The organism is Orenia metallireducens, from assembly GCF_003001995.1.
Lineage (GTDB): Bacteria > Bacillota > Halanaerobiia > Halobacteroidales > Halobacteroidaceae > Orenia > Orenia metallireducens_B.
Genome location: NZ_PVNB01000034.1, coordinates 1 through 22,267 on the forward strand (window position 1 = coordinate 1; position 22,267 = coordinate 22,267).

9 protein-coding genes and 3 pseudogenes are annotated in these 22,267 nt (G+C 34.8%); all 12 read right to left on the reverse strand.

The window, feature by feature from the left end; translation table 11 throughout:
* Positions 1-369: 369 nt before the first annotated feature.
* Positions 370-1,332, reverse strand: coding sequence for an acetylxylan esterase (locus BX659_RS16390; protein ID WP_097019308.1), 963 nt, complete (start codon positions 1,330-1,332; stop codon positions 370-372).
* Positions 1,333-1,398: 66 nt separating this feature from the next.
* Positions 1,399-2,730 carry an MATE family efflux transporter gene (locus BX659_RS16395; protein ID WP_097019309.1) on the reverse strand — a complete coding sequence of 444 codons (1,332 nt, stop codon included), beginning with the start codon at positions 2,728-2,730 and terminating at the stop codon, positions 1,399-1,401.
* 510 nt (positions 2,731-3,240) lie between these two features.
* Positions 3,241-3,660, reverse strand: a pseudogene (locus BX659_RS19745) (RICIN domain-containing protein); the annotation flags it as partial.
* Between the two features lie 24 nt (positions 3,661-3,684).
* Positions 3,685-4,647: pseudogene (locus BX659_RS16400) on the reverse strand (glycoside hydrolase family 43 protein); the annotation flags it as partial.
* Between the two features lie 330 nt (positions 4,648-4,977).
* Positions 4,978-6,945 (reverse strand): methyl-accepting chemotaxis protein, encoded by a 1,968-nt coding sequence (locus tag BX659_RS16405; RefSeq protein WP_172431993.1) that lies wholly within the window; start codon positions 6,943-6,945, stop codon positions 4,978-4,980.
* A gap of 535 nt (positions 6,946-7,480) precedes the next feature.
* Positions 7,481-8,704 carry a LamG-like jellyroll fold domain-containing protein gene (locus BX659_RS16410; protein ID WP_097019312.1) on the reverse strand — a complete coding sequence of 408 codons (1,224 nt, stop codon included), beginning with the start codon at positions 8,702-8,704 and terminating at the stop codon, positions 7,481-7,483.
* 167 nt (positions 8,705-8,871) lie between these two features.
* A complete protein-coding gene (locus BX659_RS16415) occupies positions 8,872-9,804 on the reverse strand; it encodes a hypothetical protein (RefSeq protein WP_097019313.1) in 933 nt (310 codons plus the stop codon).
* A gap of 828 nt (positions 9,805-10,632) precedes the next feature.
* Entirely contained in the window at positions 10,633-14,058 is a 3,426-nt protein-coding gene (locus tag BX659_RS16420) for an alpha-L-arabinofuranosidase C-terminal domain-containing protein (RefSeq protein ID WP_097019314.1), read from the reverse strand.
* A gap of 169 nt (positions 14,059-14,227) precedes the next feature.
* The gene (locus BX659_RS16425) at positions 14,228-16,612 is read right to left on the reverse strand and encodes a hypothetical protein (protein WP_181186455.1); all 2,385 of its coding nucleotides are present in this window, start codon (positions 16,610-16,612) and stop codon (positions 14,228-14,230) included.
* Positions 16,613-16,748: 136 nt separating this feature from the next.
* Entirely contained in the window at positions 16,749-19,565 is a 2,817-nt protein-coding gene (locus BX659_RS16430; RefSeq protein WP_253250807.1) for a LamG-like jellyroll fold domain-containing protein, read from the reverse strand.
* 138 nt (positions 19,566-19,703) lie between these two features.
* Positions 19,704-21,143, reverse strand: coding sequence for a glycoside hydrolase family 43 protein (locus tag BX659_RS19750; protein WP_374956486.1), 1,440 nt, complete (start codon positions 21,141-21,143; stop codon positions 19,704-19,706).
* Positions 21,120-22,076 (reverse strand): annotated as a pseudogene (locus tag BX659_RS19755) (LamG domain-containing protein); the annotation flags it as partial. The pseudogene BX659_RS19755 and the gene BX659_RS19750, both read right to left, overlap by 24 nt.
* Positions 22,077-22,267 lie beyond the last annotated feature (191 nt).

Consider the following 22,267-nt stretch of genomic DNA (forward strand, 5'->3'; position numbering starts at 1 on the left):
GATGTCATGGAATAAAAGTAGCTCTAACAAGTTAACGATGTCATGGAACAAAACTTAAGCATTAGAAAAAGTTAACGATGTCATGACACTAACCAACTAGCCTCTAGTTTTATAAGTTCTTAGCTAATAGCAGATTTATCACGGAGGGTTTATGATTTTTAAACTCGTAGGAGAGGCCAGAAACTAGTAGCTAAAGTATCGCAATATAACCATTAAACCTCATTATCATCAAAAAATCGCACCTTTTAAAATACTCAAATATAAAAATAACTATGAAAATTCATAGTTATTTTATTTTCCCAGAATTACTTTTCAAGGTAATAGATTCAATTGTTTGTTTTGATAAAATATGTAAACCTAACTCTATTATTAAAAGATCTTCTTTAAAAATAATATCTTTTCTTCCTTCTGTTGGCTAAAGCCACCATGACCATATTCAGGATAAACTTTAATTTCTTTATTAGTATCCAGATGATTATAAAGAGCAAAAGCAGTTGAAGGTGGACAGATACCATCTTCTAATCCTACACTTAATAATACATCAGCCCTAATTCTACTGGCTAAATTCATTCCATCAAAATAACTTAAAGTCCTATAGACTTGATCTTCAGTTCGATGTAAACTATCATGTAATTTAAAGTAATGATATATCTCTTCATAAGGACCTTCATTATAAAGTTCTATAGCACGTCTAAAGTTAGATAAATAGGGTATATCAGCCATTACAGCTTTAATCTTAGCTGAAAGAGCACCTACAGCAATAGCCAACCCTCCTCCTTGACTACCACCTTCAACAATAATTCTTTCATGATCTACCTCTTCTCTAGTCATCAAAAAATCTATAGCCCTAACAGAATCCATATAAACATAACGATAATAATAATTATCTGGATTGAGAATTCCTTTAGTCATCCAGCCAGCTGCCCCACCATTATCATAGAAATTATGATCAGGACTGTTAATATCTTGACCTCTAACATCCATTAATAGCACTCCATAGCCCATCAATGAATAATGTAATACATCACTAATCACCAAATTATTCCAGTTATAACCGTGATACATTACTATTACAGGAACTTTATTATTCTTATCTGCAGCTCTAGGCAGAATATATCTCCCATAAATCCTTGAGTTCTTGAAACCATCAAAAAACAAATCATAAACCTCTACTTCTTCAACAGGGTAATCTACTTGTTTTAAGCTTGGGTTGAGGGGCTGATCTTCTGATTCTTCAATACTTCTTTGCCAAAACTCTTCAAAATCATCCTCCTTAGTCAACTGCGGCTTATAAGATTTAAGTTCATTTAAAGGCATATCAAATAAGTTCATCTTATCACTTCCTTGTATTATTATTTTGAATTTATCTTATATCACAATAAAATTGATTGCTTGATACTAGCCAACCAGTGACTTCTCTGCCCACTTTCTACTATTCCATCTAAATAGCATACAGACCCCTCTAATCCATTCATCTAGCATGAAAGTCGCCCACATTCCAGGAAGACCATAGCCTAAAACCACACCAAAGAAGTACCCTCCACCAACTGCAACTATCCACATAGAGATGATTGCCATAACTACAGGAAAGATTACATCTCCAGCCCCCCTTAAACCATTGATTAAGACAATGTTGAAGTTTCGACCAGGCTCTAAAAAGGCATCTACCATCAAGGTTGTTGCTCCCAACATGATAATTTCAGGGTTATCAGTATAAAAGGACATAAATGATTTTCCAAAGAAGAATAGAATAATCCCACCTATTACTGAAAAGATCATAGCAATTCTGAAATTCTTAAAACCAGTATGATAGGCCTCTTCTATCTTATTAGCTCCTACTAGTTGCCCAATCATAATCTGGTTTGCTTGACCTATAGCCAATGAAAATAACATTGCAAAAGAGACTATTGTCCAGACATAGGTTCTCGTAATATAAGCCACTTCTCCCAAATTGACTAGAATAATTCTCATCAGTACCGTCTGGGATAAACTATAGGACATATTCTCCATTGCTGCTGGAAAACCTACCTTAACCAATCTTTTAAGCACTTTTACAGGTTTCTCATTCAAATGTGTAAACATCTTAATTGAAAGTACCTTCTTTAATAATAACGTGAAAGCAGCAATAGTTGCACATATTCTACTGAAAGTAGTTGCAATTGCTACCCCTTTAACCCCTAAAACCGGTAGCCCAAACAATCCAAATATAAAGACTGCATCTCCAAAGATATTTAAAATATTCATTACTACTGTTATCATCATACATTCTGTAGTATAACCATGGCTTCTTAATATAGCTGTTAGCGTATTTAATATAGCTTGGAAGAACAAAGCACCTCCTACTATCTTCATATACTCAGAGGCATACTTTATCAAATCTGCTGTAACTCCCATTTTAATTAATATTACATCTCCAAAAGCTACCATAGCAATACTAATAACTATCCCTAGCAAAAGATTAACAACAAGGGATACAGCACTTACCTTCTCTACCTCTTCTTTCTGTCTAGCTCCAACATTTTGAGCTACTAATACTGCCGTACCTGCAGAGATTATAGCAAATATTATATTCAAATTCCCAATAATCTGATTAGATGCCCCTACAGCTCCAGCAGCTCTGTCATCAAACTGACTTAACATAAAGATATCTGCTACCCCTAATAGCATAAATAATAGAATTTCAATAAAAATAGGTCCTGCAAGTTGATATAAATTCTTTCTCTTTTCCATCTCTTATATTACTCCTTTTTATTAAATATTATATTAACTATTTGATTATATCTCTATATTAAGGCTTTTTTATTTAGTGATTTTTAACTAGATTATAATCCAAATAGTCTCTTCTTATAGGGAGATATCAAATTTTTATTTATAATTAAAACTTAATATTATTCCATAGTATAAATGTCTAAAACTAAAGTAAAACTCAATGGGATGTTGCTACACTTTCTTATTAGATAGATAGTTAGTGGTTGGCTAGTTAGGTAGTTCGATTTTCCTAACCTCTACCCACCTACCTCCTAAATATCGATTTTCTATCTATTATCTATATAATTATAACAGCCTAAAATTAAACATGAAAAATCCCAACAAGATCATTATCCTAGATTAAGATTAGAAAACTATAGGATAATACATGTTGGATAGAAGTAAATTAATAAAAATGATTTTATAATCCCTTAGATAGAAATATATATTTCTATCTAAGGGATTAATTGTCAACTATTTGTTATAATTAGCTTAATAGCTAACCCAAATCAATTTCCACTGCTGATTAGTTCCTCCAAGATCTGTCCACTGAGCAACATTTCCACCATCTTCAGTAGATAAGTTATATACCTCAATAGCCTTACCACTATTTCTATTAATTAACTTGTAATATCCATTTCCAACATTAACTAATTGCCATTCTTGAGTAGCATGGGCAGTATTCTCCCATTGCTGTATATTAGCCCCATCTGCTGTATCTGCATTAGCTACTTCAAGATATTTTAAGCTATTTCTATTCTGTAATCTATAATATCCACCGCCAATTGGATAGAGCATCCATTCTTGAGTAGCATGACCTGTATCTCCCCATTGCTGTATATTAGCTCCATCTGCTATATCTGCAGAAGCTACTTCAAGATATTTCCCACTATTTCTATTCTGTAATTTATAGAAGCCTTTTTTATAACCATCATTTAGAGTAGGCCAGCCATTGCTCCAATATAAATTCTTGATTCTAAGTACAGGAGCACCATTATTATTGGCATCATAAGCATGATGAACTAATAAATTATTATAGACATCTTGCCCCCCATGCCCCTTATATCTACTATCACTGGCAGTAAGGACTGTTCCACCACCATCTCTCATATCAATTCCATTTCTATCAATATAAGGTCCAGTTATGTTGCTAGAACGCCCATAGACTATCTTATAATCACTCTCAACACCTTTACAACACTTATCAATTGAAGCAAATAAGTAATAATAACCATCATGATAAGTAATGTTTGCCCCTTCTAAACCAGCAGGAGTACTACCAACATACCTACTAGCGATAGAATAGATTGTTCCTGTAGGCTTCATAGTATTCTTATCAACTCTTGTGATATGAATCCCATCAGACCAAGATCCAAAGACCAACCATGGATTATTAGAACTGTCAATGATCAGATTTGGATCTATAGCATTGTATGATGTTCCACTTTGAGAAGAAGAAATAACCATTCCGTCTTCTCGCCAATCACCTGTAGCTATACTGCTAGCTGAAACCAGACCAATAGCTGAATTTCTAGTTCCAAACTCCGAAACAGAATAATATAGCCACCATCTACCATTATAATACTCTATATCAGGTGCCCATACAGAGTTATCAGGATCATAATTTGGAGCATAATTTGCCCACCAGCTAAGATCTGAGCTGAAAATAGGAATTCCTTGTGTCCAGTTAACACCATCACCTGAATACTTTACTGGTATACCTGTACCTGTGTGAAACAGCCACCATGTATTGCCCTCTTTTGTCAAAGCAGGATCATGAGCTCCAATATCTCCAGCTAAGCTCCAATCAGCTGCCAAAGCCACAGAAGAAATTGCCATCATTAACAACATGGTCATCGCCAATAAAACATAGTGCTTCTTACCTGTACATTTAATCATTTAGCTAACCTCCATTAATATTAGTAGTATACTATCTGCCTAAAGATCATAACTCAAAAAGATAAGGTGATGCCTTAAATTTTATGGAGCTCCTATGACCTTGATGTCTCTCACCCCCTTTCAATAATAATTCCAATTAAAATCTCCTAAATAACTCTTAGTAAAGCACTAGATTATTTAATGATTTCTATGGAATAGTAATTGCTAGAAATGAGAGTGTATCTACTAATATAACTAGAGTAAAATAATTAAACTTAAATAGTGCTCTAATTAGCTATAATCCTTTATAATCAATAAATGTACATTATACATATAATCGACTTATCTTCTTTATATATTAAAATCTTCAACCAATGTCTGTAGGCGATTAGACATACTAGCCATATTTTGAGAAGAACTAGCCACTTCTTTAGACATAGAGTCTATATTCTCTGAACTAATTATTAACTCACTACTATTTTCTTTTAATAGCTGTACTACCGAATCAGTTTCAGTAATTTGCATGGAAGTATTCTCTATGGAAGCTCTAATTTGCTCAAAAACCTGACCTGTATCCTGAACTATTTTCTTCCCTTCTGCAGTCTTAACTTCTACCTTCTTAATAGCTTCTAAACCAACATCAGATTTATTCTGAGTCTCTGTAATTATACTAGCAATCTTATTTGTTGCTTGAGAAGTCTCCTCAGCAAGGCTTCTAATCTCATCTGCAACTACCGCAAATCCTCGACCATGCTCGCCAGCCCTAGCTGCCTCTATTGCTGCATTTAGAGCAAGTAAATTTGTCTGTTCTGCAACATTAGTAATTAGCCCTATTATCTGACCAATCTTCTTAGAGTTATCATTTAAACTATTAATCGTCTTCACTGCCTTAACAACCTCTTGATTAATCTCTTCCATATTATCATTTATCTTCTCTATATTGCCATCACCAACTTCAGCCTCTAAGTCAGCTTCTTTAGCCAACTCAGTCATACTATGGCTACTTGCTGAAAGTTGTTTAATACTAGCTGCCATCTCTTCTAGAGCATAGTTTGTATTCTCTATAGTTGCACTGCTCTCTTCAGCAGAGGCTGATAACTCTTGACTATAAGCTGATATATCATCTATTGCTTCTAATAAATCACCTACCATATTACTTAAATTACGCCTCATATTATTAAGATTAGCAAATAAATTACCAATTTCATCACTTGATTTAATCTCCAAATCAGCTATATTTAAATTGCCCGAAGAGATCTTCTTAGCAAAATCCATAGCTTGGGTAATTGGAGTAGTGATGTATTTAGCACAAGCAATAGCTATACCTACTGATAAGAGAGTTCCTATTATTGAGATAAGGATGATTACATTTCTAATTCTTCTAGCAGAGGAATTAATCTTCTCTATAGGAATTGTACTGGCTAAATATAGATTAGCCCCATCAATCTTATTTATGATCTGATAGTTATGCTTCACAATTTGAGCTTTAGATAATACCCCTTTATCCATCTGGCTTAAATACCATTTATTTTTTATCTTATTAGTTAAGAGTTCTTCATTTTGATCTTTTAAAATAACCCCATCTTTATTAATTAAAGATGCATTACCATAATCACCTAATGAAGTCTCTAAGTTATTGGCAAATAAATCAAGGGTAATACCTATTACCAAATAACCTATTATCTCTTCTTGCGAATCACTCCTATACATTGGGAGATTTAGTAATAATAAAGGCTCTTCTTCAATATACTTTAAGTCACCAAAATCCAAATTTTTATATTGATCAGCAGCTAAGCTTCTACCAATATATTTTCTAGCTAGCTTCCTATCACTTAATGAATCTATTCTAGAATCAGCAATAACTATACCTTCTTTACTTGTCAAATAAGCCCATTTTGAATATTCAATCTGTTCTAAGGCTGCTTTGAGCTGCTTACCTGTCTTATATACAAAGGAATCATTAAATAAGAACCCCTTAAAGGTAAGCTGACCAGTATCTGTCATTAGCTTAGCATCCTCTGATAAATCCTTATCTTTAAAACCATCAGCCATCTTGACAAAAATGCTAACCATATCATCCTTTAATAAAGGCATCATCACCTTATCTAACCTTGCTATAAAGTCAGTAATATTGCTCTTCTGATAATAATTGATAGTAGTAATCTGCTTATTAACCTGCTCTAAGATCACCCCTTCAGTATACTCTTTAATCGTAAAAGTAACTAAGAACATGACAAATACTATTATACAGATAATAATCAATGATATCTTCCATTTCAAATTCAAGTTTTTTAACTTAGTCTTTAAATTCTCCAACATAAGTCCCATCCCCCTAACCATCGAGAATTGGTCGCTATTTAAGATAAAAAATTAAGTTATAATTCCTAGATAATCCAATCCTTTAAATGATAAATATAAAAACTGCTACTACCTCATTAGACCGATAACAATCAGTATTAAGCCCCCCATTTCCAATGATCTTGCTATAGTAGTTATGTGAAATGTAATACATTTTATTAAAATAATACCAATAAACAACAAGAAAAGAACCCTCAAATAGAGTTTTGTAAATAAGTATAGAACAAATCCTCCTGAAAATCTATCCCTAAGCATTCTAGAAACAATAAGATTTGTCATCACTGTAAATATCAAAAAATAATTAGATAATCATTAACAACAACAAGTAACCTCAACTATAATTTAAATAGTAAAAAATTATTATGTTATTCAAAGCATAGCTCTGCTATAAGCTCCCTCCAATTAAAGTTAGCTACCAAATATATAATCAAGAGGTTGTTTGTTAAAGTTAACAAAACAACCTCTTGAAACTTATTATTTATTATTTACTAGAAGCCTAGTATGTGCCGTTATATAACTCATTAATTCCATCAGCAGATAAAGCTCCCTTATAAATTACAAATTCATCAAACTGTGCACTTAAGTTCGTATCAGCTGCAAAATTGGATTTTCCGATATAGTTACCAGTAGTCTCTCCAAACACCTTATCAGTTGCATTGTCATTTCTAACACGTTCCTTACCATTAATATACATAACAAGTGATTTCCCAGAACGAGTTAAGGCTACATGTTGCCACTCACCATCAGCTACAATATATGGAGCACCAACTGCATCTACCTTACTTCCAGAAAGATCAACATATGTTGAAGGCTCATTAGCAGCCATAAATAGACTAGATGCTTCAGGTTTACCAAAGTCAAATATTCTAGACCAGTCTTTTAATTTATGAACGTTTATCCAAGTTGCAATAGTAAAGTCACCAACTCCATTAAGAATTCCATCAGGAAGATCCACAAAACCATTATTTCCATCAAGCTCTACTGCGTTACCATTTACTCCATCAACTATAGAAACTCCACCTTCTAAGGTTCCATCATTTCCATTTTCTGAAGAATCTGTTGCAGTCTCATCATCAAATGTATATTTAGCTACTAAAGTAATCTTAGTATATTTAGCAACAAGAACATCAGTTACAATTGTATTATCATCATCTTTAACAGCTACAGCTTTTATTGTTTGACCAGGGACAACCTTAATTGGTGCTGAATATACATTATTCTCTGCTATTATATCATCAGCATCATTATCATTAGGAGTATCATCATCAGCAGCAACAGTTTCAGCAACTGTATAGTAAATAGTATAACCATTTCTGTAGCTTAGTTTAACATCTTTACCTTCCTCAGAAATTGCACCTGGAGCTCGGTCAACTACTGGCATATAAAGAGTTCCTTCAAAATCTAAATTATTTACAGATTCAGTAGCTGTAAGTGGATCACCATCAAAACGATAACCATATTTAGATGCTTGTATAGTAACATCACCTTTAACAACCGCTGACCACTTACCAGCAGCTGTTGACACTGTACCATTTGTATCCCCTGAGATAGAAATGGTTACACCAGATACCGGTTCCTGAACACCATCTAGATTTTCTGCTGTAACTTCTCCATATATTTTATACTCATCTTTAGAAACTACCCCATCATCACTGCATGCTCCTAGCACTAAAGAAAATGTAAGTAATAAAGCGAATAAAGTTAATTTTTTCAAAGACATATCTCTTCCTCCTTTAATATTTTATCTCAAATTAGTTTATCTTCTTAAAATAGCGTTAACTATTTCTTTACCTACCGAAAGAATCATTTCACCTTAAGTTATTACCTTTTTCCCTCAGCAGCTTAGTTATATAAGCTATCATCTAATAACTATACATCCAATGAATTTTACCAGAAATTATATCTTAGAGCTGTCATAAAGAATAATTCTTGATATGCTTTACCATTAAATCCATCATTAACATCAAACTCGTGGAATACATTAGCCTCTGCTTCCCAAATAAAATTCTTGCTTACTGGTCTATTAATAAATACTCCAAGCTTAGCTTGGTTTGCATAGTCTCCTGCAGCATTATCCCAACGTCTTACTTCAGAATAAGAATTCATGAAGATCTTTGTTTGAGGGAAGTATTTAGCATAGTTTAATAATCCTCTAATTTCATCGCGATCATCAAGTCCTTCGAAATTTTCTTCTTCAAAACCTTCTCCTATAAATATACCTACTCCAAGAGTTCCTCCTGCTATATCATATTTATATTGAGCTTCAATTTCAGCCCAATCATTTACATAGTCTATCTTGTCTCTCTGTGCATACTCATATAATGCTCTGGTAAATATTCTTGATTTATTACTTAGATTATAGGTCATATTAACTTCTGGCTTAATTGTATCCCAACTATCATAATTAACAGTTTCGAAACCTCTTCCTTGAGAGAAGATTAGTTGTCCACCATAAGTTCCCCAAGCAGTATTCTTCTGATAACCTGGTCTAAATTCAAAACCTGTCTCTCCACCATGATTTCCCGATAAATCCCCATCACCATAGATTAAACCATCATCGTTACTACCAGCTGCTGTAGCTTCATATACATGCATCTTCCATGATTTAACACCTAATTGAAAGTTCCCCCAATCATCTCCTTTAAAGAACCCATCAAAGTTAATCCAGTTTATAAAACCAAGCTTATCTCCATTGCTCCATTCTCTATTCACTGATTCTGCAGCTGTTCTAAAGGTACCATGGACAGCTGCCATAGCTCCTGTTGATAATAATGTTGATAATGTTAAGATTAGCGCCAACAATAATATAGTTTTTTTCACTATAATCTCTCCTTTTATAATAGATTTAAGAATGAAATTCCTTACTTACCCCATTTAAAGAACTTCATAATAATACATTTGATTCCATTAAATAATGAATATTAAGAAATTTCAGAATAAATCGACATTTTGCTAAGCTTATGGACTCAAAGGATATTTCTAATCGATTAGAAATATCTTAAAAAAATTTTAAAAGATGTCCTTATAAGGAAAACCATCACTAAGAAGTAATTTTATCCTTATTAACATAACAAAATACCCATTTCTTGACACAGATAGCTCGTCAAATTAAAATATGGGTATTATAAACTTATAATCTTATTATCCTTATTATGCCATTGTAATTGAACAAGTAACTTATCTTCACCCCCTTGTAGAGAAATATCAAAATCCTTCTAGCCTAAAATCAGCTTCCTTATATTAGTTATATTTTACTTTTTTCTAACCGTTTAGAATGAGCAGAAAAATTTTTGGTTCAAATTCACCCACTAAAAACAAATTTTCTAACCGATTAGAACAACTTACTAACTTATATAAAAATTATATACTAATAGTTTTATAATGTCAAGCATAAATAAAAGATTATATGGAGAAATTTTATTAAATAATATCTAAGAACCACTTTTACTATATATCAAAGTCTAAAGTGAAAATTAATGAGTATATTGCGACACTTTTTCTTTGGTGGTTAGGAGTTAGAAATTTAGGTAGTTAAGCAGTTCCTAACCACCTACCCACCTGTCTACCTAATAAAAAAAGTGTCGCAATATCTCTATATAAAATCATATTTGAATTTTATTCTAAGATTGTTTGTCTATAAATCACACTTTACTTGGTCTTAATCCGTAAGACTGTAACTGAATTTTTATCAAAATTATACTCAAAGCTTCTAGCTACACCTGTCAACTCTACAGTAATAGGTGAGACCTTTTTAGGATTTTCAAAGGAGTTCTCATCTGTTGGCTTATCAGAAGTCAAGATAGTAGCAGTAGCAGTACCGATGATATCTTCAGCTCCTTTTAATACTATCTTAGTAGTTAATATTCTATCTGAACTATTAACTACCTTTAGGATAATATCACCAGTCTCCTTATCCTGACTGCTGACATAATAAAGAGGACCAGAATTGACGTCATCAATGATGTCATGGATCAGCTCACCATCTAAGTAGGTACGGATTCTATTACCAGCTAATTCAATTCTAATATCATACCATTTCTTCTTTTCAATGGTCTTCATAGAGCTCTTACCGATGATCTCACCTCTACCCTTAGACACCTTTTCTAAGGCACTATGACTATTACCCCAGCCTCCCAAATTAAGTCGATAATAATTATTCTCATCCTTAATTCCAAAGTAAACAATCACACCTTCATTTCCACTTATCTTACGAGCTTTCAATTTTAAGGTATAGTTAGTCCAATTAGTATTACCAGCATAGGAAGCAGTATTAGACTTACGACTAGTCTGCTTATAAAGACCATCTTCTACCTTCCAATCTCCATCAAATACTTTCCAATTAGCATCATTACTATTAAAATCATCACTAAATAACACTTTACCATCACTAGTAATTTCGATCTGATCAAATTCTACTTTAGTTTCCCAGCTACCAAGTCCAATTAAACCTGTAATATCTTCACTCTCTTCTTTATATTCACTTAGATTTGTAGCTAAAGTAATATCACCTACATTCTGACTAAATATCTTCTGTACATAATAGCTAGGTGTACCAAAGACATCTGATTTATTGAACCAGATTAAATCAGGAGCCCATTGAGTACCATTAACATTATTAAATAATGGTGCATAAGCAGCCATCACTACCACATCTGAATTTCTTTCCAGACCAGTCATAAAAGCTGCTTCTGCTATAGCAGCCTCAAGGTTGTTTCTTCTACCAGCTCCATGGGCAGCATATTCACCTACAAACACCTGTGGCATACTGCGATCATAACTGTCATATCGATCAGCATTATCTAAAAACCACTCTGGTGGCATGTACATATGCTCATCTACAATGTCAGCAGGTTGAGTCTTTAACCAATCCCATGCTCGAGCATAATTATAATCAAAAGCCATTGGTCCACTAGAAGTTATCAACTTTATTTCTGGATACTTAGCCTTAAGAACCTCATGGAACTTCTCATATCTCTCATAATATTCAGGTCCCCAGTTTTCATTTCCAACTCCTAAATATTTTAAGTTAAAGGGTTCAGGATGACCATTTTCAGCCCTTTTAGCCCCCCACTTACTGGTTACTGGACCATTAGCATATTCGATTAAATCTAAAGCATCTTGAATCCAATGCTCAATCTCATCCATATCCTCCAATTCTGCTCCTCGAGCTTGACAAGATAATCCAGCAGGCAAGATTGGCAGGGGTTCTGCACCTAAATCCTCGCTTAATTGGAAGTATTCATGATAGCCTAAACCATTAGATTGATAATATCCCCATAAATTATACTTAACCTTTCTTTCTGCAAGGTCACCAATTGTTTCCTTCCAATGATAAGCATTATCTAAATCAATTCCTTCAACTATACATCCGCCAGGGAACCGGAAGAAGCTTGGATTTATTTCATCAAGCATCTTAACTAAATCTGGTCTTAATCCATTCTCTCTATTTTTCCAAGTATCCTCTGGGAAGAGAGAGACCATATCCATGAAAACAGTTCCTGTATCAGAGGCGGTAACTACCAATTTAGCAGATTCAATACTCTTGTCTGCCTTAATTCTAGCAGTATACTTTTTCCAATCATCTTTAGAGATATTTTTAATCTGAGTCTGTCCATAAATAGTTCCAGCTTTATCTTCAAGACTAACATTAATTGTACCATTAAAATTATCATTAGCATGAGCATACATTGAGAAGTTATATTCTTTACCTTCTTCAACTAAAATCCCCCAATAACCTGCATTGCTAATACCAACACCATCACCAGATTCTTTGATATTCAATTCAAGATAGTGTTGATTATTTTCATTCAATGGTTCATTATCATCTACTGATAATTTTCCTTTACCTGAACCCTTAGTAACTAAAGACCACCCTTCTAGGCTTTTGTCGTATTCAAGGGAACGATTTTTAATCTGCTCAGCATATAATCCTCCATCAGCTCCATAGTTTATATCCTCAAAGAATGCTCCATATAAGATAGGACTAATCTCGACTCCCTCTTGGTCAACATCAACTTCTAAAGTATAAGGTGTATGACCAGTTTCTAAAACTGTTACCATAAACTCTTTAATAGCATTTACACCTTTTTTGCTAATTGTCGCCTGTAATGATACATTTATATCCCCTGCTCCTGCTTGAGGACGAGTTACCCTTCCATCTGTTGCTATTATTTCAGAATTGCTTGAAGTCCAGCTAATCTCTGTTCCACTATCACCTGCTACTGGTAACTTTAGATTATGGGTTATAGCATCTAACTTTCCTAAATCAAGCTTTGCCTTATCCTTCTCTACAGCATCCTCGGCACTGAAGGCCTCTTCTCTTAAAGCTACTATCTCTGCTTGACTTAAGGCACGATTATAAATACGAAAGTCATCTATCTCTCCAGAGAAATAAGGATCTAGATCATATTGTGACTTCCCGATATAGTTTGCTGTAGTTGTGCCTAAATCAGTTGGATTGACAGTAATCTTTCCTGTAGCTACTTTCTTTCCATCTTCATAGATTATTCCTTGATCCCCAGCTAATACAGCTACAAGATGCTTCCACTCTCCTAGTTCATTGATAGGACTACTCTTAATCACAACCTCTTCATTTCTATTTCCTCCACCTGCTGTTAAGGCAAAGCGCGCATCTTGTAATGAAGAGTTAGGCGTTAAGAACATATACGCATCTGTGCCTATACCAAAGTCAAAAATTCTCTGCCAAGGTCTTACTTGCTCCTGTTTAATCCAAGTAGAGATAGTGATATCCTTAATACCTGTCAAGATATCATCAGGTAGTTGAACATAAGCATCTCTTCCATTTAAAGTTATGGCACCATCTATATTCCCCGCAGACCAACTATTATCACCTTTTGCAATACCATCATTACCATTTCCCGATGAATCTTTAACAGTCTCACCTGTTTTCTCATCAAATTTGTACCATAATATCATCTCTTGATTGACAGCTTTAGATTCTTCTTTATCTCCACCACCAAAAAGGTCATCAAAAAACCAGAATGCTGATGCATTTAAACTCATACTAGTAATTAGTATAGTAAGAAGGAACATTATCAATAACTTTTTTCTCATAATCCACTCTCCCAATTATTTGAAGTTAGGTAGTTTGGAGATAGATAGTTAGGTCAAACCTAACCCTCCAACCACCTATCCGCCTAACACTCAAAGTGTCGCAATATCCCCATAAAAGCACACCATTTATATCAAGATTAAACTAGCACACCCCATTAAAAATATATACTTAACAATAAATTTTATATATTTCAACCTTATCGATAGCAGGTGCCAAGCTAGTCTCATTAGCGAAGGTTATTGTATTCTCTCCAGCTTTTAGCCTTATATCAATCACAACTGTACAATAATTGTTCCACGTAAAGGTATTGCGGAAATAGACCTTCTGTGTCTTCTCTCCATTTACATTGATTTCTGCTGCTCGATCTACTATATCGACATTATACATATGACCACCTAACTTTTGGGCATTGGCATAGTGTATCAGCAGCTTATAGTTTCCAGCTTCAGTAACCTTGATTTGATTGAAGATAAGCTTATTCTCTGCTCCTGCTCCAATTCCACTTACATATTTGCCACCTGAGGCATATCGGCTCTCTTTGATTACTGCTGTTCCAGATAAAGTATTAATATTAGATTCAGCTTCAAAGCTCGCAATAGCTTCTTGGCTATGCAATTTAATCGCTTCAATAGCAAGCTGCTTATCTGCAAAGGAAACTAGATTAATTCCAGCTTGGAGGAATATAGTTAGATACTTATTATCTTTAGAAGACAGATTAGTTATTTCTAAATCATTAACTTTTAAAGTTATAGCTTCACTATTATTTGAGCTAGCACCATAGTCTAATTCTATAGTATAGTAAGCATCAGCTTGAACACTGATAACAAAGGAGTTGTCACCTTCATCAAAAGTAAATCTCTCTAGATAAGCTATTCTAGCAGAATTTGTATCAGCATCTAAGCCCAGATAAGTTAGATCAATCTTATCCAAATCCACTGATAGCTTAGCTCTACTCATAGCTTTATCAGCCTTAGCAAAGGTAATAGTATGATTACCTTTCTCTAAATAGAGTTCAACAGATTTTCTAGCTTCATATTTCCAAGCAATAGTTGGAGGATACACCACCTTACTCCACTGTCTATCATCAACCTGCACTAACTGTTCAGCTATATCTCCATGCCCATTACCATAGAAGATATCCATTAGATAATTTCCTGTATGAGGAACCTCAACACTAAATTCAACTCTACTACTATCTCTTCTAATATCACCTACCCGATGACCTTTAGAGTTATAATTGTCCGTAGGATTATAGAGATTATTACCATCAAAATAGCCTCCGGCAAAGATACTGGCATTAGTTATTTTCCCTTCCTCTGCTTGATAACTCTGCTTCCATGACTTCTGATAGTCAGTACTTTTATTATCTCTATCAGCAGTTATTATTAGCTGATAGGCTGATGATATCTCCACCTTAGGCACTTTTATAGCAACTTTACCATCTACTATCTTATAATCTCCTGCTAACTCAAAACTTGGTCCAATAGATGCACCTTTTTGACCTGTCCACTCAGCAGATAAAATCTCAATATATACATCATTATCAAAAGAGTCTATATCCTCAAATCCATCAATAACTATATCAATATCACCATTTACCCCACCTAATAATAGCCTAGCTTCCTCTTTTTCACTATCTAAAGTAGCTATACCTTGCAAACCTGCCTTATTCCTATTAGGGGGAGTTACCTTGACTGTATGACCTGTCATATCACTATACCACTTGTATAACCACCAAGCACCAGTAACTTTATTATTCTCGACCACTAGATCATCTAAAGAGCCTGCATCATGCCAATAAGCTAAGCAAGCATCGACCTTAGTATCTTCAAAACGAGCCAACCATTGAATCAATTGACCTGGTACCGACAGATCCATAAAGGTTCCATACTCATTAATAGCAATCTCTCTTGGTGCAATTCCTAAGGTATCTTCAATCTTACGATAAGAGTTATAATGATCATACCACTCTGAATAAAAATGATTATCCAATTCATGCCAAGTCACCACATCAGGCAAACAATCATTGCCCTGAGCAAAAGCCATAAAATCAGCATAGAAGCCTTCATCATAATAGGAGTTATTGGGACCAGCAATTAAAGCCTCCTTATCAATGGAACGAATTCTTTGATAGACAAGCTTCCAATCATTAAAGAAATCTTCTTTCTTGTTATGTATGTTATACCAGATAGCATCAGGCTCATTAAAAGGAACATAGGCAAAGATTTCACGATTTGAGTTAGCAGCTACCTTTTTAGCAATAAGCTCTACCTTCTCTAAATAATCTTCAATGTCCGCCTCATCATAAGGCCACTTAGGGTAAACATCCTGCATATAGATTTGAATCTGTTTACCACCAGATTTTTTATAGATATCTGCTATCTCTAGAGCATCACCATTAGGATGTTGTAGACCTTCAGGTGCTTTTTGGGCAGCAACCTGAATCTTTAAAGGAGCTAAAGTATTATAATTTGGGATACCTTTATCACCTAAGCCATATAAAAAACCAATTCCTCCATATCTGATCTCTCCAGTATCTTCGCTTAAATCCACCTTCAACTTGTGCAAACTTACACACCTTCTTTCTATATTATTAATCCCTTAAAATATAACAATACCCACTTTCGTCATCCATTAATCTAAATAAGATGCTAATCATGGGTATTATTATACTCTTATACTTCTATTATTACTTCACTAAGCTGTTTACTTTCTCAGCAGATAGAGACTTATTGTAGATACGTAAATCATCTATCATTCCTTTAAATGGAGTATCCCACCAGTTAACTCCTAAAGTAAATAGAGTTTTTGCATTAGTAAAGACATTAGGGAAATCTTGACCTGCAAACCTCTGCTCTCCATTTACATATACCTTAATATCACCTTCATCAACAGTAATAGCGATATGGCTCCATTTCTTTGCATCAATAGTCATACCTGTAACAGCATCATACCAATCTTCTCCAGACCAGAGCATAGTCTCTTCAGCAGGACCATTAGGTACAAAGCTGAACCATTGATTAGCTGCCTGAGCTCCAAAGAAGGTTGTCGTAAATTGAGTAATCTTCTTAGGATTTAACCAGAAAGCTACACTATAATTATTGTCTCTAATTAGACCATCTGCTAAACGAATACCAGATTTACCATTAAAGACAGCAGCTTCTCCTTTGATACCTTCACTATAGTCTATTGATCCCCCATTTTTAGCAGTGATTTTATTACCAATCACTTTACCTTGCTCAAAATTACCAGTTGTATCCTCTAAATTCTCATCAAAGGTATAATGAGCTACTAAACCATCCTCATCAGCAACAGGTTCCTTGGCTACTACTTCTTCTTTTGCTTTAACCTTTACATCACCTGGAAGTTGACTTCCCCAAATAGAGATTCCTTCATCAGATAAAGCACTAAAGGTCATTACATACTCTTTTAATCCATCATCCCACTGCTTTAAGAAGACTCCGTAGTAAGTGTCACCATCAATAGTTATATTAACTTGATAGTCACCAACCTTCTCCCAAGTTCCTTCAACTGCTCCAGAGATAGTACCATCAGCATTAAGCTTGATATTCTCTGATAGATGGATATCTCCACCTGAAACTCCAAAGGTTGATTGAATATCGTTCTGATGATTAATATATTGATATACACCTAAGACTTCTTCCTTTGAATATGCTTCTACAGTCTCTCCAGCATAACGGTGAGGAACAATTACTGGCCATCCTTTAGAGTTCATTAGAAGCTGATGTACTCTTAAGCTATGCATCTCTCCCATTTCTGGAAAACGAGTATGGAAGATAATAAACATTTTATCAAGCTCTTCATCATAATAAGCTGCATTATGTCCAGGAGATAGATAACCTAGATCTGATTCAACAAATTTGAAGTTACCAACTAATTTAGCCCCATAAGGCTCAGCATTTCTCCAGTTACGTCCATCAATACCCTTTTTGATAAAGTCAACCATATCATTTCCTTGTGGATCTGTATAAGGTCCATCAGGGTTTTTAGAACGCATTACTCTAATATTATATCCTCCATCAGAAGCTAGAGTTCCAAAGGAAACGAATAGATAATAATATCCTGTCTCTTCACTATATTGAATTTGAGGTCCTTCCATTGGCATATGATTTCCACCAGCAAGCCTCTTACCATACCCTTGCCCTGGCTTAGGATAACCAGTCTTAGGATCCATCTCTAAGATATACATTCCTCCAGAATAAGAACCATAGTCCATCCATAACTTACCGTCAGCATCAAAGAAGACATGAGGATCAATTACACCAGGATGGATAGAATTATCATACTTCTCTCCTGCCTCTTCACTGTACTCTCCATTCTCATACTTCTTAATTAACATACCTTGATACTTATAAGGTCCTTCTATATCATCAGCAATAGCTAAGGCAATAGCTGATCTAGGAGACTCCCAATGAGCTGTACTAAAGTACATATAGTACTTACCATTAAGCTTTAGTATACTTTTAGCCCAAGTAGTTTCAGCATCTGGCTCTGGCCACTCTAAAGCCTCTTTAAATTCTTTTTCTACATTAGGTACAACAGGATTACTGTTACTCCAACCATTACCTACAGCTTCCCACTTCATTAAATCCTTAGATTTAGCAACACCTAAATGAGAACCAAAGACATAATAAGTCCCATTCTCCTTAACCATCATTGGGTCATGGACTGCTACATTTCTAAATTGTGGTCCTTTGATAACTATCTCCTTAGCTCCATCAGCAAGCTCTTTTACTTTATCTGCTGAGATAGCTTGATTATAGATACGTAAATCATCAATCATACCCTTAAAAGGAGTATCCCAATAGTTAACTCCTAGTGCAAAGACACTATCTTCATCAGTAAAGATATCAGGGAAACCTGCATCAGAAAATCTCTCTTGTCCATTAAGATAAATGTTAAGCTTACCATTGTCTACTGTAAAAGCTACATGGACCCATTCTTGTTTGGCTATCTTCATATAAGTACTACCATCATACCAAGGGTCATTTCCAGACCAAAGCATAGTCTCTTCACCTGGCCCTGATGGTACAAAACTGATCCATTTCTGTTTATCTGACTCATCAACTGAACCAGCAAAAAAAGTTGTTGTAAAGGCTGTGATCTCTTCAGGCTTTAACCAAAAGGATACACTATAACTGTTATCTGTAATCAATCCCTTTGATAAGCGAAGACCTGACTTACCATCAAATATAGCAGCTTGACCTCTCATCCCTTCACCATAGGTAATTGAGCCACCACGCTTAGCATCAATCCGCTTACCAACAATCTTAGCTTCTCCAAAATTATCAAGTTCATCTACTAAACTTTCATTAAAAGTATAATGAGCAATCAAACCATCCTCATTAGCAACAGGTTCTTTATAATCACCTGGCTCTTCTACTGGCTCAGATGACATAGCAAGTACATTTGTAGATGATACAATTGCTAACAATAACATCATCGGTACTACAAGTGATAGTATAGACTTCAATCTTTTTCTCATATTTCTTCCTCCCTTTCAATACTTTAAATTTTATTATAGTAAAATTCAAGAGGTTATTTTAGAAAAATAATCTCATAATAATCCCCCTAAATTCATTAACCTTTATAATCAATTCAACAATTAATATTGTTCATTAGTTTACTCTACAATCTGACTTCCCCAGATTGAAACTCCCTCTGCAGATAACGCAGTAAAGGTCATTACATTCTGCTTATTTGCTTCATCCCATTGTCGCAAGAAAACACCATTATAAGTTACGCCATCTATTGTCAACTTAACATCATGGTCTCCATTAAGTTCCCAGCTACCACTAGCATTTCCAAAGATTGTTCCATCCTCATTAAGCTCGATAATAATAGAATACTTTATATCAGCTGTAATATCTTTACCATGCTTAATAAACTTATATCTACCAGCTATATCCTCTACAGAATATTCTTCGATAGTCTCTTCTGCATATCTGTGAGGAGCCACTACAGGCCAACCGTCACTATTTATGAACATCTGATGAACCCTAACTTGGTGTGCTTCACCTTGACCTGGGAATCTAGTGTGGAAGAAAATATAGTGCTTTCCACTTTCCTGATTATAATAAGCACTATTATGACCTGGCGATACATACCCCAAATGATCTGTTGCTGGCTCCATCTCTTCTTTAAGAAATACAAAATTCCCCATCAGTTTAATACCATAAGGTTCAATAGCCTCATCATCAAATGAAGTACCAGCTGGTCCATGAGCATCAATCATCTCTTGACCCTTGGCATCATAATAAGGGCCATCAGGATTTTTAGAACGAGCAACTCTAATATTATAACCACCATCTGCAGCAAGACCACCATAGCTTAGGAATAGATAATAATAATCTGACTCTGGACTATAGAGTACATAAGGAGCTTCAATCCTACTATGATTTCCTCCTAATAACTTCTTACCATAGCCTTGGTCAGCATGAGGCTTACCTGTTGCTGGATCAAGCTCTAAAATAAAGATTCCACCTGAGTAAGAGCCATAGACCATCCACAGCTTCCCTTCCTTATCAAAGAAAACATCAGGGTCAACAGTATTTGGATGGATAGTAGCATCATAAATAGTCCCATCCTCACTAGTTTCATCCCACATTCCAGATTTTAAAAAGATACCTTTATCCTGATAAGGCCCTTCTACATTATCAGCTACAGCTAGACCAAGAGCAGACCTTGGAGAGCCACCTTCACACATATTATAGTACATATAATACCTACCATCTTCGAGCTGAATCACGTCAGGTGCCCAAAGAGTCTCAGTCTGTGCCCAGTCAAGCCCTTCACTTAACTCTTCTGTCACATTTGGAATCAAAGGGTTATTATCATGGACATGATCACTATACTGCTCCCAGTTAATTAAATCCTTAGAATAAGCAGAAGCTAAATGAGAACCAAAGACCCAATAAGTACTATCAGCTTTAATTACTGAAGGGTCATGAACTGACACACCATTAGAGTCAATAGGTACTACAATATTATTTGATACTTCTAATTTAGAAGTCCCTTCAGCCAGCTTAGCTATCTTATCAGCAGATATAGCTGCATCATAGATACGTAAGTCATCTATCATCCCTTTAAAGGGATCATTCCAATAATTAACTCCCAAACTAAAGATAGAATCTTCACCAGTAAATACATCAGGAAAATCTCTACCTACAAACATTTCTTCCCCATTTAGATAGACCTTTACCGTGCCATTATCTACTGTAAAGGCTACATGGCTCCATTGATTTACAGGAATTATTAAAGGGGTATAGGCATTATACCAATTCTCTCCAGACCAGAGCATTGTATGAGCTTCTGTTGGACCTTTTGGTACTAGACTAACCCATTGACTTGATTCCTTATCTGCCGGAATAGCTCCAAAGAAAGTTGTTGCTAAGTCTCTAATCTGGTCTGGTTTCAACCAAACAGAGACACTATAACTATTATCAGTAATTAGCTTATCTGGCAAACGAACACCAGACTTACCATCAAATACTGCAGCCTGCCCATTGATCCCCTTACTATAAGTGATACTTCCACCACTTTCACCAATTGATGAACCAATTTCTGTACCTGCTGTAAAATTATCAGTTATATCTGCTAAACTAGCCTCAAAATTAAAATGGGCTACTAAGCTATCAATCTCAGAATTAGATGCAAATGTATCAAAAGTTATTTTCTGATCTGTATCACCCATGATAACACTATTATTCTCTTCTTCAGCTCCAACTGTAGCAACGACTTCATAAGTACCTTCTGCTAATTTAAATTCAGCCACCGAAGCACTTTTACTAGCAATTGTTTTCCCATCTTTTTTAATAATGATATCAGCTACTATCAAATGACCTTTATCATTTTGGATACTCACTGTTAAATTATTTGTACCTAATATTACATCTGCTTCATCACCACCACTACCACCACTGCTACAAGCCCCTAAAATGTTAACAATCACTAGTAATAAAACAAGAATCAAAGACTTGTCTTTTGAAAAATTCATCAAACCCCTCCATCAGGATAGTAATAATACCTCTTAATTTATAGTCATCCAGCTTTAGGTCGAAATTTAAAAATACCACTATAGAAGGATATTGTGACATTTTTATCTCAGTGTACAGTTTACAGTGTACGATTGAGAATTAAGGTCTTTAAAAGCGAAAAGAATTATTGTTTGAACGAAGCAATTATTAT

Bases quoted from the DNA above. Each gene is read 5' to 3' on its own strand.
- BX659_RS16390 (WP_097019308.1), bottom strand. From the start codon at position 1,332: ATGAACTTATTTGATATGCCTTTAAATGAACTTAAATCTTATAAGCCG.
- BX659_RS16395 (WP_097019309.1), bottom strand. From the start codon at position 2,730: ATGGAAAAGAGAAAGAATTTATATCAACTTGCAGGACCTATTTTTATT.
- BX659_RS16405 (WP_172431993.1), bottom strand. From the start codon at position 6,945: ATGTTGGAGAATTTAAAGACTAAGTTAAAAAACTTGAATTTGAAATGG.
- BX659_RS16410 (WP_097019312.1), bottom strand. From the start codon at position 8,704: ATGTCTTTGAAAAAATTAACTTTATTCGCTTTATTACTTACATTTTCT.
- BX659_RS16420 (WP_097019314.1), bottom strand. From the start codon at position 14,058: ATGAGAAAAAAGTTATTGATAATGTTCCTTCTTACTATACTAATTACT.
- BX659_RS16430 (WP_253250807.1), bottom strand. From the start codon at position 19,565: ATGAGAAAAAGATTGAAGTCTATACTATCACTTGTAGTACCGATGATG.